This window comes from Roseovarius mucosus, assembly GCF_002080415.1.
GTDB classification, from domain to species: Bacteria; Pseudomonadota; Alphaproteobacteria; order Rhodobacterales; family Rhodobacteraceae; genus Roseovarius; species Roseovarius mucosus_A.
The window spans coordinates 3,327,324-3,341,389 of the sequence record NZ_CP020474.1 but is presented as its reverse complement, the minus strand read 5'-3'; the positions used below and the strand labels follow the sequence as shown (position 1 = coordinate 3,341,389).

13 protein-coding genes are annotated in these 14,066 nt (G+C 61.9%); 7 read left to right on the top strand and 6 right to left on the bottom strand.

The genetic code is table 11. The features are described from left to right. Positions 1–3 precede the first annotated feature (3 nt). Positions 4–1,119 (top strand): hypothetical protein, encoded by a 1,116-nt coding sequence (locus ROSMUCSMR3_RS15900; RefSeq protein ID WP_081507942.1) that lies wholly within the window; start codon positions 4–6, stop codon positions 1,117–1,119. Then, positions 1,116–1,844 carry a sigma-70 family RNA polymerase sigma factor gene (locus ROSMUCSMR3_RS15895; protein ID WP_081507941.1) on the top strand — a complete coding sequence of 243 codons (729 nt, stop codon included), beginning with the start codon at positions 1,116–1,118 and terminating at the stop codon, positions 1,842–1,844. Before ROSMUCSMR3_RS15900 ends, ROSMUCSMR3_RS15895 begins: the two co-directional genes overlap by 4 nt. Positions 1,845–1,866: 22 nt before the next feature. On the opposite strand, the gene ROSMUCSMR3_RS15890 is transcribed toward ROSMUCSMR3_RS15895, so the two are convergent. Genes ROSMUCSMR3_RS15890 through ROSMUCSMR3_RS15875 form a run of 4 tightly spaced genes read right to left on the bottom strand, consistent with a single transcriptional unit; the run spans position 1,867 to position 6,540 of the window. Continuing rightward, a complete protein-coding gene (locus tag ROSMUCSMR3_RS15890) occupies positions 1,867–2,871 on the bottom strand; it encodes a Hint domain-containing protein (RefSeq protein WP_157667337.1) in 1,005 nt (334 codons plus the stop codon). Between the two features lie 53 nt (positions 2,872–2,924). After that, on the bottom strand, positions 2,925–4,550 hold the full coding sequence (gene fliD, locus ROSMUCSMR3_RS15885) for a flagellar filament capping protein FliD (RefSeq protein WP_081507939.1): 1,626 nt from the start codon (positions 4,548–4,550) through the stop codon (positions 2,925–2,927). A gap of 59 nt (positions 4,551–4,609) precedes the next feature. Beyond that, the gene (locus tag ROSMUCSMR3_RS15880; RefSeq protein ID WP_008279923.1) at positions 4,610–5,761 is read right to left on the bottom strand and encodes a flagellar motor protein MotB; all 1,152 of its coding nucleotides are present in this window, start codon (positions 5,759–5,761) and stop codon (positions 4,610–4,612) included. Between the two features lie 17 nt (positions 5,762–5,778). After that, positions 5,779–6,540 (bottom strand): motility protein A, encoded by a 762-nt coding sequence (locus tag ROSMUCSMR3_RS15875; RefSeq protein WP_081507938.1) that lies wholly within the window; start codon positions 6,538–6,540, stop codon positions 5,779–5,781. 249 nt (positions 6,541–6,789) lie between these two features. On the opposite strand from ROSMUCSMR3_RS15875, the gene ROSMUCSMR3_RS15870 reads away from it, so the two are divergent. Then, positions 6,790–8,268 carry a flagellin gene (locus ROSMUCSMR3_RS15870; RefSeq protein WP_081507937.1) on the top strand — a complete coding sequence of 493 codons (1,479 nt, stop codon included), beginning with the start codon at positions 6,790–6,792 and terminating at the stop codon, positions 8,266–8,268. Between the two features lie 184 nt (positions 8,269–8,452). Continuing rightward, positions 8,453–9,775, top strand: a complete 1,323-nt coding sequence (rpoN, locus tag ROSMUCSMR3_RS15865; RefSeq protein WP_081507936.1) for an RNA polymerase factor sigma-54 — start codon at positions 8,453–8,455, stop codon at positions 9,773–9,775. Positions 9,776–9,790: 15 nt separating this feature from the next. Here rpoN and ROSMUCSMR3_RS15860 read toward each other — a convergent pair whose 3' ends face one another. Both ROSMUCSMR3_RS15860 and ROSMUCSMR3_RS15855 read right to left on the bottom strand, forming a co-directional pair. Beyond that, the gene (locus tag ROSMUCSMR3_RS15860) at positions 9,791–10,489 is read right to left on the bottom strand and encodes a PDZ domain-containing protein (RefSeq protein ID WP_081507935.1); all 699 of its coding nucleotides are present in this window, start codon (positions 10,487–10,489) and stop codon (positions 9,791–9,793) included. A gap of 12 nt (positions 10,490–10,501) precedes the next feature. Beyond that, positions 10,502–11,194 (bottom strand): hypothetical protein, encoded by a 693-nt coding sequence (locus tag ROSMUCSMR3_RS15855; protein WP_081507934.1) that lies wholly within the window; start codon positions 11,192–11,194, stop codon positions 10,502–10,504. Between the two features lie 162 nt (positions 11,195–11,356). Between ROSMUCSMR3_RS15855 and ROSMUCSMR3_RS15850 the strand changes: the two genes are divergently transcribed. From ROSMUCSMR3_RS15850 to ROSMUCSMR3_RS15840, 3 genes are all read left to right on the top strand, one after another. Beyond that, the gene (locus ROSMUCSMR3_RS15850) at positions 11,357–11,923 is read left to right on the top strand and encodes a hypothetical protein (protein ID WP_151978570.1); all 567 of its coding nucleotides are present in this window, start codon (positions 11,357–11,359) and stop codon (positions 11,921–11,923) included. 232 nt (positions 11,924–12,155) lie between these two features. Next, entirely contained in the window at positions 12,156–13,334 is a 1,179-nt protein-coding gene (locus ROSMUCSMR3_RS15845) for an IS5-like element ISRssp10 family transposase (RefSeq protein WP_008281741.1), read from the top strand. Between the two features lie 186 nt (positions 13,335–13,520). After that, the gene (locus ROSMUCSMR3_RS15840) at positions 13,521–14,015 is read left to right on the top strand and encodes a hypothetical protein (RefSeq protein ID WP_081507932.1); all 495 of its coding nucleotides are present in this window, start codon (positions 13,521–13,523) and stop codon (positions 14,013–14,015) included. Positions 14,016–14,066 lie beyond the last annotated feature (51 nt).

Here is a 14,066-nt window from a genome sequence, read left to right as displayed (position 1 = left end):
CCAATGAGCACGATGACCTTTCGCGCCCCCGACAGCGTGACCGCGCTGGAACAGGTGCAACGCCGCCTCGGGCCGGACGCCCTGATCCTGTCGAATGACCTGATCGACGGGCAAGTGGTAATCGTGGCCAGCGATGACGATCCCGAGGCCCTGATCAAACCCGCGCCACGTCTGCGGGCTGTGCCCACGCCGCCGCGCGTCGACGTGGTGATTGATGAACCGATTGACCCGATCACCCCGCCATCGTCGTCTGGGCGGATGACCGCTGCGGTCACAGCAGCTGCACCACGCTTGCCCAGCTTTCTGAATGCCCATGCGCCCAAACCCTTTGACCGGATGCTGGGCGAGGCCAAGGCCACTGCGCCTGCCACTGTGCCTGCCACTGCCACGGCCCCCGAGACACCCGAAGCGCAAGCCCCCGACCACAAAACGCCAGAGCCCGTGGCCCCGGCCCCTGCCCTGCCTGATCCGCTCATCCTGCGCGATCGCCTGCTCTCGGCCCCCCGGATTGTCCTTGTGGGGACGGTCGGCGCGGGCAAATCGCAGGTCGCCTTGCAACTGGCCCTGATGCGCCTGACCCGCACACCGGGTCTGACCGTAGAATTCTGCTTTTGTGGCACAGGATCGCATGGGGATGGCGCCGTCTTGGCACAGAAATCGCATCTATTGGGTATGACAACCCTGTTTCATACCCCCGACACCCTCGCCGCGCCGCAAGCGGGCACTGTCCAGATCGTCGTGATCTCAGGGCGGGGCAACGATGGCACATCTTTGGCCGAAGTCGCGCTGGAGTTGCCAGAGGCCCGCGCCGCGCTGGTCGTGCCCGGCGGCCTGCGCCCCGAGCGCATCGCCGCCCTCCGGCAGCGTTGGGCAGAGCGGATAGACTCTGCGATCCTGTCGGGGTCCGAGGACATGCCTGACGCAACCACGGATGTGGCGGCCTTGCGGGCTGTGGGTCTGGTGCCGCTCTGGTGCGCCTCCAACGACCGGCTGGTCGAGGGCTTGCGCGTGATCGAAGGCGACTGCGCAACCGAACCCGCGACCAACGATGATCCTGCGCCTTTGGCTCAGCCCATGCTCTTTCGCCACCACGGCCCCGATGCGGAGTCCCGGTCATGATCGCCCCCCAAGCCTATGCGGAACAACAACCCAATCCGACCCGTCTGGTCGAACAGCACATGCCGCTTGTGCAGCGCCTTGCGTGGCATTTCCACGGTCGCGTGGGTCGTTTCATCGAGATCGACGACCTGCTGCAGGCAGGTTATCTGGGCCTGATCGACGCCTCGCAACGCTATTCGGTCTGTGATGGGGTCAGCTTTGCCGCCTATGCAGCCATCCGTATTCGTGGCTCGATCATCGACCATCTGCGCCGCAATTCCAACCTGTGCCGCAACTCCATCACCATGCGCCAAAAGATCGAGGCCACGCGCCGCAAGCTGTCGCAAAAGCTTGGGCGCGAACCCGAGGTGCCGGAACTGGCGCAGTCACTCGAACTTTCGACCGAGGAATTCCAGGACTGGGAAAACCGCTTTCAGACCAATCAGCTTCAGTCGCTCGACGAGGTTTATACCGATCACTCGCTGCTTTTTAGCGATCATGGGTCTACCCCCGAGGATGAGGTCGAACATATCCAGCTCAAGGCCCTGCTGCAAAGCGCGCTGCAGGATCTGCCTGAACGCTCGGCCTTGGTGCTGCAACTCTATTATGTCGAAGAGCTTAACGTCTATGAAATCGCGGCGATCCTTGATGTCACAACCGGGCGCGTGTCGCAGATCAAGAAAGCGGCTATCGGCCAGTTGCGCGACCTGATGCAGGCGCGGCTGCACAACACCGCAGCAGAGTGATCCGCCAGAGCGTGCGGGCGGATCAACCGGCCAAAAGGATTTCGTTCTCGGGAAGGGCCTCGGGCCAGAGCGCCAGCGCGTCGCGGGTTTGCCAGACGCCCAAGGTTTCAGCCAGCGGTGCATAGGCCCGCCCAGCATGACCCGCCACCGCAAGCGCCGCATGCGCCTCGGCCCGCAGCTCTGGTGCCAGCCGCGCAATCATCGCAGGACAGGGAAAAAGGCTCTCGACCGGGGTGCCATTGGCAAGGATCAGTGCGTGGTGATCAAGCAGCAGATGGTGATAGGCCAGCCGCCCGGCCAGATGCGCCACCCGCACCCCCGGCAAACCGACAAACCCCAAGGCGGGGCCTAGGCAAAGCGCGCCATCGGCACCCGGCTCCGGCACAGGCAGATGATGAAACGGCGACAGTTTGAGCGGGCGCATGGGATGCCCGGCCCCCAGCGCGCCAACCTCGAACCTGACCGGTGCCACCGAATTTGAGGTCAGCGGATCAAGATCGACGTCGGTCACTCCCGCCCAGATCACCACCCGCTCTGCGCCCGATGTATCCAGCACCCGATCGCCTGCGACCAGCGTCTGCACATTGCGCTCGCCCGTGGGGGTCAAGATTCCGGTTCCTGCAACCAATCCCAACGGCATGCCCGCATCAAGGCGATAGGCGGCAGCGGTCAGATCGACAACAAGCGCCACCATTCCCGGCGCATGTGGCACAGCTTGGGGATAGAGAAAGAGGGTCTCACCCGTGTCTTCCTGCCGCAAAAGAACCAGATCGCGGGCCTCGCCCTTGGCCTCGATCACGTCAAGCAAGGGGATTCCCGGCTGCGCGCGACCTGAGCCAAGCACAGTGCACGCGGCCCCTCTAAGGGTTACCTGCGCCCCTGGGATCAGCAGCACCCCGTCAACGGACAGCGCAGCCTCGCGCAACTCGGCGAACTCTTCCACGCCGACCGCCGCATGCGACAAGGTCGGGCACGCCCCAAGAGGCGCACCGCCAAAGACCTGATAGACCACGTGCCATTCAGCCATGCCGCTTGCCTTTCCTTGGTGCCGCGCCATCGTTCCGCGCGCCGTTTTGCGGATCAGCGATCCGCATTCCAGCCTTCCACCAGATTGGTCAGGTAGTCGCCGGTTGAATTGAGCTGGGTCACGATCATTTCCATTTGCGTGAACTGCCCAAGATAGCGGGTGCGCACCTCTTCAGACCGCAAGTTCAGCGCTTCGAGTGCAGTGGTTTCGGTGACAATCGAGGCACCCAGCGCGTCCTCGCGCTGTGCCAGCGCGTTGCCGTCGGCCAGGATGCCCGACAAATAGGATTGCAGGCTGCCAACCATGCTGGGTTGAAAATTGATTTCAGCCCGCTCTGTCCCTGTGCCAACCGTCAACGTCAGGCCGCGCATCGGCCCCGAGGGCACGCGGTAAGTCCAATCGCCATTGGCCTGCGCCGAACCGATCAAGGCCACACCGGCCAGCGTGGCCTCGCCCGTGGCGGCATCGCGGGTCAACGCATAGCGGCCCGCCGTGGCACCGCTGCCGGGTGTTCCACTGATTTGCACAGTCGTACCCACCAGATCGTCACGGATCAGCGGATCAAGCAGCGCCGGATTGGCCGTCAGCGCCGTTGAAAAACGGTCAGCATCAAGCGACAGGCTTCCGTCGCGCTCTGTTCGGATACCAATATCCGACAGATGCACGCCCTTCACGCCAAAGCCACGGGAAAGCACCGATTGCATGCCGCGCAGCACGCCATCGGCCAAGCTGTCACCCGCCAGATCGCCCGCCACGCCACCTTCGCCAAAGCCGCGCGCAGTCAGCGATTTCACAAGGCCCTGCGTGGCGTTGATAATGTCGACAAAGCTTTGCATCACCTCAAGCGCGCCCTCGACATTGGCGCGGCCCGACAGGTTGGCATCGCTCAGGGTCTGCCCCGTCACATTGAGGGTCACACCGGGCAAAAGATCGTCGATCTGATTGCTGGAGCGGGTCACGGCAATGCCATTGAGGCTAAGCTTGGCATCCTGCGCGCCTTGCACCTGCACCGCGCCGGGATCGGCGCTGATGTCGAATTGCGCCATGCGCGGATCGGCATCCGCCGCCACGCTGAGGCGCAGCGCGTTCTGCGATCCGGTTTCGGAAATGACGCCCAGCGAAAACGTGCCATCGCCAAGGTCAATGACCCGCGCCGACAGCCCGTCAAGGCTGCTCAGCGCCTCGGCCATGTCGGCAAGGCTGCTGCCGGGTTGAAAGGTGATGGTTTGCGCCGTCCGTGTCCCGGCGCTGAATACGGGCGGAACATCCGCCGACCAGTTGCCGAATTCCACCGTCAGCGCACCTGCGCCAATCTCGGCCTCGGCCTCGGAAAAGCCGACAAAGCTCAGCACCTGCGATTGCGCCAGTTGCGAGACGCCAATGCGCGCGTTTTGGAGGTCTACCTTGCCCGGATCACTGACCGTGACCGAAACGGCGCTGTTGTCACTGCTTAGACTGCGAGACGAGAGGCCGCGCATCAATTCCAGCGCACCGCCCATCTGTTCGGCCTGTCCGCGCAGGCGGTCATAGCCCGACAGGCGCACCTCGGCCCGGTCGATGCGCTCGGCGATCAGCGCCCGCCGGGGCGCGATTTCGGCCTGCGTGAGCGAGTCAGCCAGTTCCGCGATATTGATCCCAGTGCCGCCGCGATTGAGCGCGGTCAGAATCTCGTTTTCCATGATAAGCCCTCTTCGCCCCTGACAACGGCGCGCAACGCCGGGCTGTTAGCCCCGACGCCTCAATAGGTAATCTCAATCTCGATCCGGCGGTTCTGTGCCCGGCCCGCTGCAGTGTCATTCTCAGCCACGGGCAGGGATTCACCCCGGCTGGTCGCGGTCAGACGCTCGGGTTCGATCAGCCCTGAGCCCGACAATTCACGCACGACCGACGATGCCCGCGCCGCCGCGAGCCCCCAATTGTCGCGATAGGGCGACGCGCCACCAAGTGGCACCGAATCTGTATGCCCGGTCACGACAATCTCGCTGGCTTCGCCCATCGCGGCAAAGGCCAGACGTGCCATGACATCGCGCGCCTCGTCCGTCAGGTCGGCCCCGCCCGAAGGAAAGGCCCCGCCTTCGCCCACGGTAATCACCACTTTGTCCTCGCGCTGTTCGACCGATACCAGCCCCTCGCCGATTTCTTGCTGCAAGGCAACTTGGAGTTGCGCATCGGCAATGGCGGCGCTGCGCGCGGATTGGCCGGCTTGGGTTTCTGCTTCGGCCTTGCCCTGCATAACCTCGGCCATCTCTTGTATATTGTCCGCAAGCCCTTGCATCATCACATCCGATGTGGATTGCCCGGTCGCCTCTGCGGCCTGTTGCAGGGCCTCGGCGGCCTCGGTCAACTGTCCCGGCAGGCTTTGGGCATCGGGGGCATCAAAGGTCATCACCACTTCACCTTCGCGGGACTCGACCTTGACCTGACCAGACTGCAACGCCTCTTGCAAAGCCTCGGCCATTTCGCGCGCCTCGGATTGGCCGGGCGCATCGGCCCCTTCGCCCTCGGCAGCGCCCTTGCCATCCTCTTCCGTCACCGGACGCTGGATTTCGGGCTGCTCTGTCTCGGTCGTGTCTTGTGTCATCTGTTCAGTGACCGACATCTCGGGTGACGGGCTAAAGGACAGATCCAGAATCGTGGTGCCCTTGGGCTGTTCCATCACCGGCACCTGCCGTTGCACCCCAAAGGCCATGCTGAGCGAGCCTGCCACCATCTTGAACTTGGGTTGGTTGAACTCGGCAAAGGACAGGATCAGCACAAAGAACGCCATCAGCAGCGTGGCGATATCGGCAAAGGTCGCCATCCACGCCGGTGCGCCCTTGGGCGGGCATTTCGGGCACTCGTCCTCGGGGTCCTCGACGGGCACCGGCAGGGGAATGGGTTTGCGCGCCATGGCTCAGACCACCTTGCCTAGGCCGCGAGCAGTTTGATTTGCAGCTTGGGCGGCAGCACCGCGACCATCTGCTCTTGAACGTTGCGCCCGGATTCACCCTTGGCGATATTGCGCAGGCCCGCCAGAACCATATCCCGATACGCGGTTTCACTGGCGGTATATCCCTCCAGCTTGGACAGAACGGGGCCGACCATCACATTGGCGATGAAAGCCCCGTAAAGCGTGGTCAAAAGCGCCACCGCCATCGCGGGGCCAATGGCCTTGGGGTCAGCCATGTTGCCCAGCATCTGCACCAGACCAATCAGCGTGCCGATCATACCCATGGCGGGGGCGATGTCGATCCAACCGCGCAGCGCTTCATGCACTTCGCCGTGGCGCACCTTCATCGCCTTAATCTCATCAGAAAGTTGCTTGACCAGCTTGGACTCGTCCGCGCCATCCACCAACATCTGCAATCCCTTGGAAAAGAACTTGTCGGGCACTTCCTGATTTTCCAGCGCCATAAGGCCATTCTTGCGCGCGACATCCGACAACTCGACCATCTTGGTGATCAGCTCTTCCTTGCTTGGTGCCTTGGGCATGAACGCCTTGCCCACCGCGCCAAAGCTGCGCAGGAAAATTGGCATAGTGCATTTGTACATGACGGCAAAGAACGTCCCACCGAACACGATTAGGATCGACGCCACGTCGATGAACGGCCCCAGACCGCCCGCAGCCAGCATCGAGCCGACCACCATTCCCAGCGCACCGATCAAACCGATGAGCGACGCAATATCCATTGACGGGACTCCCTGAAAAGCGTGGCAACCGGCACTCTGCCAGGTCTCGCAAGAGAAGGGGCAAGAACCATACCAAGCCGATCAGGGTTAGTCGCAAAAGTATTAATTCGTTTAATTACATACACTTAAAACGATTTTTGGAAATCTTACTAAACATTTTCCGCCGCCGCCGTTGCTCTTGTCAAGCGCTGGGCAGCGTACAGCCAGCAAGCGCCGGCAAACGTAACAAGCCAACTCAGGAGACTGAAAATGACCACGATCAATACCAACATGAGCGCGATCACAGCGCAGGCCAACATGACCCGCGTTAACGATGACATGAACGCGGCCATGAGCCGCCTGTCGTCGGGCCTGCGCATCAACGCCGCCAAAGACGACGCCGCCGGCATGGCCATCGCGGAAAAGATGACCTCGCAGATCACCGGCCTCAACCAAGCCGTTCGTAACGCCACCGACGGCAAGAACCTGCTGGACACGACTGAAGGCGCGCACGTCGAAGTTTCGAACATGCTTCAGCGTCTGCGGGAACTGGCCGTTCAGTCGTCGAACGACACCAACACCGCGTCTGACCGCTCGAACCTCGGGGCCGAAGCCAAGCAGCTCGTGACCGAAATCAACCGCGTCGCCAAAGACACCACCTTTAACGGTATGAAAATTCTTGACGGTTCTTACACAGGCAAGCAGTTCCAGATCGGTGCTGACGCGGGCCAGGTGCTGAACATCAGCGTGGACAGCGCCGCTGCCACCGACATCGGTGCGCATACTGTGACGTCAAACGTATCGCTGGCCGCAGGGGCAGGCACCAGCGACACCGGCATCACCGCCGCCTCGACCATCAACATCACCGGCTTTGCCGGCAGCGCAGAACTGACCACCAGCGCAGGCCAGTCGGCCGAGGAAATGGCCGCCGCGATCAACAATGTCAGCGCCTCGACCGGCGTCACCGCATCGGCCACGACCAACCTCGAACTGTCAAGCTTCTCTGCCGCCGACACCGTCACCTTTGACGTCAATGGCGTGAACATCGGCACCGTGGCCATCTCGGACACCTCCGATCTGCGCGGCGTTGCCACCGCGATCAACAACCAGTCGGGTCGGACCGGTGTGACCGCGACCATGGGTGATGACAATTCCAGCATCAAGTTGACGGACGCCACCGGTGCCGACATCCTGATCACCGATTTCACCACCGGCACCGGCGGGTCGACAATGGCTGTGACCGCCCAGAACTCGGATGGCACTGCTGCAGGCGCAACCGCAGGCACCCATACGGCCACGCTGGACGACACCGACAACGATGTTGCCGTCAGCGGTCAGGTGGAACTGAGCTCGACCAAGCAATTCTCTGTGGGCACAGACGAGACCACCGCCGGGGAAGTGTTCTTTGAATCGGCTGCCACGACATCCGAACTCAGCTCTGTTGCTGAAATCGACCTGACAACGCTGGAAGGCGCCGCAAGTGCCCTCAAGGTGATCGACGTAGCCCTGCAAAAGGTTAGCCAATCGCGCTCTGACCTCGGTGCCGTGTCCAACCGCCTCGACAGCACGATCTCGAACCTGACCAACATCACGGTCAACGTTCAGGCCGCACGTTCGGGGGTCATGGATGCCGACTTTGCCAAGGAATCGTCCGAGATGGCACGCTCGCAGATTCTGTCCCAGGCCAGCACAGCAATGCTCGCACAGGCCAACCAGTCGGCCCAGGGCATGCTCTCGCTGCTCCGGTAAACGTCGAAATCTCGACAGTATCGAAAGAACCCCAACGGTATCGTTGGGGTTTTTTCATTTTAATCAAAGGGGGTTAGAAGGTTTTTCCGTCAATGGATCGACACCGTCCAAAGCGTCGAATTCCGAGTCTTCAGTCTAACGGCAGGCCAGATAGGTATTTAAGCACGAGATTGGAGAAAAATCGATGAACCTGCAAATTTCTCAGCGCGCCGCCCAGACTCAGGGGCTTGTGATGACCGGCCACATGCAACAGGCGATTGCCCTGCTGCAACTGTCCAACACCGACTTGCAACGCTATATCGAGCAAGAAGCCGAGGAAAATCCCTTTATCGAGGTGGCCCGCTCTGAACGCGCCCTGCCCAGCCTGCCGCATGTTGGCGGCAAAGGAGCGGATGCCGATGACGCGACCGGGCGTATCGCCGATCACCCGCTCTCGCTCTATGCGCATGTCGCGGCCCAGTTCGACCTCATGTTCAATTCTACCCAAGACCGTCTGATCGCGGATCGCTTTCTAGAAGCCCTCGACGAGAATGGCTGGTTGGGTGAACCGCTGGAAGAGATCGCCTTTGCCTGCGCCCTCGATATGACCGAGGCCGAACATATGCTGCACGCGGTACAGGCGGTCGAGCCTGCTGGCCTCTTTGCCCGCACCCTCGCCGAATGTCTGGCCCTTCAAGCCGAGGATCAGGGGCTGATGACGCCGCTTTTTCGCGCCGTGCTCAACAATCTGCCGCGTCTTGCGGCCGCTGATCTTACTGGTCTGGCCCGTGTTTGCGCCTGCACCATGGACGACCTGCGCGCGACGCTGAAACAACTGCGCAGCCTCAACCCCAAACCCGGCGCTGATTTCCACCTCGCCAATCTGGTCGAGCGCGAGCCCGATCTGATCGTCAGCCGTGGCGCATCAGGCTGGAAGGTTGAACTCAACCGCTCGACCCTGCCCGCCGTGCTGGTCGACGAGGAAAGCGCCGCCGTCGCAACCCAAGACAAACGCGCCCGTGAATATGTCGGAGAGCGTCTTGGCGTCGCCCGCTGGCTGCGCCGCGCGGTCGAGCATCGCAATCAGACCGCCCTTGCCGTAGGGGCCGAAATCGTGCGCCGTCAGGCTGCGTTTCTCGAACATGGCCCCGCCAAGATCGCGCCGATGACACTGGCCGATGTGGCGCAGGCGATTGGCGTGCATGAAAGCACCGTCAGCCGCGTGACCACGGGCATCCTGATGGTCACCCCGCAAGGCACCATGGGCCTCAAGCGGTTCTTCAGCACCGCTCTCGCCGGGGATGCTGATGGCGAAGGCGGGGCCTCTGCCGCCGCTGTGCGTTATCGCATTCAAAAGATGGTCGCGGGTGAAGACCCCACCAATCCGCTGAGTGACGATGCCATCGCCCAGATGATCAGCGCCGATGGTCCGGTTCTTGCCCGCCGCACGGTCGCAAAATACCGCGACATGCTGCATATCCCCTCGTCTTTTCAGCGCAAGCGTCAGGGCAAGCTGAACGGCATGTAAGGAACGGTCGGGGCGTCAGCGCGCCTCGACAGGCTTTGGCACCGACCGCACTGGCGCGTGTACAAACCGCAAGTCTGGTGCCAGCGTGGTCATCTGCCGATGCAATTCACGCTCTGAGCGTGCCGCGATGACCCGCCATAGGCGAAAGCCCCGCGCCATGCGATCCGTGCGCACCAGCATCGGCGCCGCACGCCAGAAATAGACGCAGATAAGCATCTGAAGCGCTGCCCCAGCGATCCATCCCAAGGGCACAGAGACCAGCGTCAAGGCCGCCCATAGGATGAGTGGCGTCCAGAGGCGCATCTGGATCATGTAAAGCGGCGGCAAGAGCGCGACAACCGACGGCGTCCGGGGCTGCGCATCATAGGTCTCGTCCGGGCCAATCATCACGTCAAAGTTTTGCATCCGGTCCGTCGGGCTGTGATCCGGCAGGGTGACGATCACCTCGGGCTTTGGCATCACGCGCCAACGTCCCAGAATGGCGCTGCGCCCCAGAACCGGCCAAACCTGTCCGTCCCGCCAGATCCACAGCGCGCGCGCACGATCGGGGTGTTCGCGGAACAGCGCCTGAATATCCTTGGTTTTGCCGTCGACCGCGTGCCCGTCCACCCGCATCAGGATGTCACCGGGCCGCAAGCCCAGCGCCTTTCCTTGCGGATTGACCGACGCCAGCGCGAGCGCACTGGCGCGAGGAGATGGATCAGAAAGGCTCATCCACCGAGCCTCCTAGGGAAAGCCAAAGGGATTCGGCTCGGCCCGGGCCTGTGGTTTTTTGCGGGCGGGGGGCTTGGCGACAGGCTTGGCAGGGGCCGCAGCGCTTTGGGTGACAGGTTGGGCCACTTGCGCCCGCTCGGCCAACATGCGCGTCATGGCCAGTTGCAGATCCGACAGACCCTTGGCAAAGGCATCTCGTGTTTCGCCATGGCTGGCCTCGATCCGGTCCACCAAGCCGCGCAGCATCTGCGGCGCAGCCGGGTCTTCGGTGCCGGATATGGCCTCGGCCAGACGTGCGGTCTCGGCGGTCATAGCCGCCTCCAGCCGCTCAAGCCCTGCGGTTTGTGCCGCCTCAATCGCCGCAACCTGCGCCGACATATCCCCCAAGGTCTCAAGCTGTGCCTGTAAATCCCCCACGGATTTTGAGAACACAGTCAAAGCCTCGATCTGCGTCGCCGTTGCAGTGCGCATATCCGAGAGGGTCCGCAGATAGACCAACCCTGCCAGTGCAACACACAGCACCGCCGCAGCCACCACACCGAACAAAAGCGGCTTCATGCCCTTGGCGAATTTATCCAGCCGCGCGGCGGCGGCCAATGTCTCGGTGGATACGCGCGCCACGTCCTCGGCGCTGTCATTGGCGGCGGTTGCCGCCTCCAGCGCCAGTTGAATGCTGTTTTCCAGCTCGGTCGGGGGGGTGCTCATGCGGGAATCCTTTGGATGTTGCGGATTGCCGGGGGGCCCGGCCTTGGCCCTAGCGTGCAGGGTTCATGCCAAGTGCACCGCTAACATTCCCCCAAGGTCTGTCGTTGACACAGCTAGACCCGGACCCAAGATCGAGAGCCGCATATGCACAGCCAAACATTCATGACTGACACCGTTGCCCCCCGCGCCGATTGCCGCCCTCGCTGCGCGAGCCATGGCCATGTCTGTAGTGCAAGTGCCCCCTTTGCATTGCTCACGCTGGGCGCGCGAACCTACGAGATCGCCGAAGCGAATGGCGAGGGCGAACGCCTCGCCTTTCGTGCCCAAGGCCAGCAGGAATGGTGCGCACTCGACCGGCGCATTGCCGATGGCTGGATCGAGGTGGGGTCGGATATTCTCTTGCTTGATCCCGATGTCCTCTTTGATTTCCTGATGACCCATGCGGTGCGGACACAGACAGCGCAGCAACCGCCCTATGACATGGCCTTTGATACGCTCGGCATCAAATGGTCGGCCCGGCTGTTGCAAGACCGCGATGGCGAAGTGTGTTTCAGTGATGGTCTATGGCAGCATGCGCGGCTTGGTCTTAAGGCCCCTCAGGACGGGCGCGAACGCGCGATCATGGTCCTGATCGCCGCCCTGCCCGATGCCCGCCAACGATTCGAGCCGCATATCACCAACTGGGCACGTCGCATCGCCCAAGGTGTGCGCGTCATGCCGATCATGTGACGTTACGTCGACCGCTCAAGTCTTGGGCGCAGAAGTAAACATAGGAATAAAACTCACGTTTATGTGAGACACCCCCTGAACAGTGTATGCGTTGATTTCGCTACACTTTTGTCAGGCGTTACTATCTTTAGATATCTCGATACCTTTAGCAGGCTGCTGAAAAAGTCGGCCCTCGACGCGGTTATGAGAACATGATTCACTTCCGGCATGGCAGCGGCAGCAGGAGGTGGCGATGCGTGGGACGGACGAGGCAAGCGGGTCGCTGTTCAGCTATGTTGATCTTGAGCAGCGGGTTCCGGATCGTCATCCGCTGCGGTTGATCCGTCGGGTCGTCAATGACGCGCTGGCCAGCCTGGATGCCGAGTTCGCCGCGCTCTACACCGATTTTGGCCGCCCCTCCATCGCGCCGGAGCGACTGATCCGTGCGAGCCTTCTTCAGCTCCTGTTCTCGATCCGCTCGGAACGGCAGCTGATGGAACAGATGAACTATAACCTGCTGTTTCGGTGGTTCGTCGGCCTTGGCATCGACGATCCGGTCTGGGTTCCTACGGTGTTTACCAAGAACCGCGATCGGCTGCTGACGACCGACATGTCGCGCAAGCTGATGGCGGCGATCCTGGCGCACCCGGAGGTCCGTCCGCTCCTCTCGGATGAACACTTCTCGGTAGACGGCACTTTGGTCAAGGCGTGGGCGTCCATGAAGAGCTTTCAGCCCAGGAACAGCGCGCCGCCACCGCATGACGATGATCCTGGCGGACCGCCACCACCGGCCGACGCGACCTTCGCAAACACCGAACCGCAGCCCCAGCAGACAGAAACGCAGCCGATGCCCGACACGCCCCGCCATATCCGCAACGCCGCAGTGAACTTCCGGGGCCAGAAGCGCTCGAACGCAACCCACATCTCTGTGACGGACCCCGATGCCCGTCTCTACAAGAAAGCACCGGGTGCCGCGGCGACATTGTGCTTCATGGGACATACGCTGATGGAGAACCGCAACGGGCTGATCGTGCAGGCCGATTTGACCCATGCCGATGGTTACGGCGAGCGCAAGGCGGCCCTCGAGATGATCAACCGACACTCCCCTGGCTCGACCCGGCGCCTGACGCTTGGAGCAGACAAGGGATATGACAGCGCCAACTTTGTTGCCGCACTCAGGCGCATGGTTGTGACGCCACATGTCGCGCAGAAGGCCCGGAGTTCCGCAATCGACGGGCGAACCACCCAGCATCCCGGTTATGCCTTGTCACAGCGGCGCCGGAAGAAGATCGAGGAACCCTTCGGCTGGGCCAAGACCGTGGGCGGCATGGCCCAGACTGTTCATCGCGGCCTCGACAGGGTCCGCGCCCAATTCACAATGACCATGGCAGCCTGCAATCTGGCCAGACTACCGAAACTCCTTGCCCCCTGACGAAGGGGTCAAACCCGACCCGGCGTCCGCAGTCGCAAAGAGCCACCTTCAAACCGTGGGGGAAGAATAACGTCCTTCAAGGCTGACTTCTTCAGCAGCCTGTTAGATAGCGCCCCCTCATCCAAAAACTCTGTTAAAACGCAGCAGGCGATCAAGCCCTGTTCCGGTATCCAAAAGAGACACACAATGAACCGTAGATTTTTTCTGACCCTCGCAGCCCTTGGCCTTAGCCTTGCTCAGACCGTCGCAAGCCCTGCTTTCGCCGACGAGGTCATCTTGACCGTCAATGACCTGCGCAGTGGCCAGACCAAGACATTTACCGAGGCGGATCTTCTCGCTTTGCCGCAGCAGAGCTTTGAGACGACAACGATCTGGACAGATACCACGCCCAAGACCTTTTCTGGTCCGTCGCTTATGGCCGTGCTTGATGCCGCGGGCAGCGCGCCGGGCACTCTGCGCGTCTATGCGATCAACGACTATAACGTGACCTTCCCCGAGGCGCGGCTGGAAGAGAACGTGCCGATCCTTGCCGCGCGCATTGATGATGCCGCCTTTTCCGTGCGAGAAAAAGGGCCGCTCTGGCTGGTCTTCCCGTATGATTCCGACACCCGCTACCAGAGCGAAGAGTATTTTACCCTCAGTGTTTGGCAGTTGAACAAGATTGACATTCTTGCGGAATGACCCGTGCTGACCTCTCAACCAACAGGCGCTGGACCCGATAAGGTCTTTAAT

Coding starts and splice junctions, on each gene's coding strand:
- ROSMUCSMR3_RS15900 (WP_081507942.1), top strand. CDS start 4: ATGAGCACGATGACCTTTCGCGCCCCCGACAGCGTGACCGCGCTGGAA.
- ROSMUCSMR3_RS15895 (WP_081507941.1), top strand. CDS start 1,116: ATGATCGCCCCCCAAGCCTATGCGGAACAACAACCCAATCCGACCCGT.
- ROSMUCSMR3_RS15890 (WP_157667337.1), bottom strand. CDS start 2,871: ATGGCTGAATGGCACGTGGTCTATCAGGTCTTTGGCGGTGCGCCTCTT.
- fliD (WP_081507939.1), bottom strand. CDS start 4,550: ATGGAAAACGAGATTCTGACCGCGCTCAATCGCGGCGGCACTGGGATC.
- ROSMUCSMR3_RS15880 (WP_008279923.1), bottom strand. CDS start 5,761: ATGGCGCGCAAACCCATTCCCCTGCCGGTGCCCGTCGAGGACCCCGAG.
- ROSMUCSMR3_RS15875 (WP_081507938.1), bottom strand. CDS start 6,540: ATGGATATTGCGTCGCTCATCGGTTTGATCGGTGCGCTGGGAATGGTG.
- ROSMUCSMR3_RS15870 (WP_081507937.1), top strand. CDS start 6,790: ATGACCACGATCAATACCAACATGAGCGCGATCACAGCGCAGGCCAAC.
- rpoN (WP_081507936.1), top strand. CDS start 8,453: ATGAACCTGCAAATTTCTCAGCGCGCCGCCCAGACTCAGGGGCTTGTG.
- ROSMUCSMR3_RS15860 (WP_081507935.1), bottom strand. CDS start 10,489: ATGAGCCTTTCTGATCCATCTCCTCGCGCCAGTGCGCTCGCGCTGGCG.
- ROSMUCSMR3_RS15855 (WP_081507934.1), bottom strand. CDS start 11,194: ATGAGCACCCCCCCGACCGAGCTGGAAAACAGCATTCAACTGGCGCTG.
- ROSMUCSMR3_RS15850 (WP_151978570.1), top strand. CDS start 11,357: ATGACTGACACCGTTGCCCCCCGCGCCGATTGCCGCCCTCGCTGCGCG.
- ROSMUCSMR3_RS15845 (WP_008281741.1), top strand. CDS start 12,156: ATGCGTGGGACGGACGAGGCAAGCGGGTCGCTGTTCAGCTATGTTGAT.
- ROSMUCSMR3_RS15840 (WP_081507932.1), top strand. CDS start 13,521: ATGAACCGTAGATTTTTTCTGACCCTCGCAGCCCTTGGCCTTAGCCTT.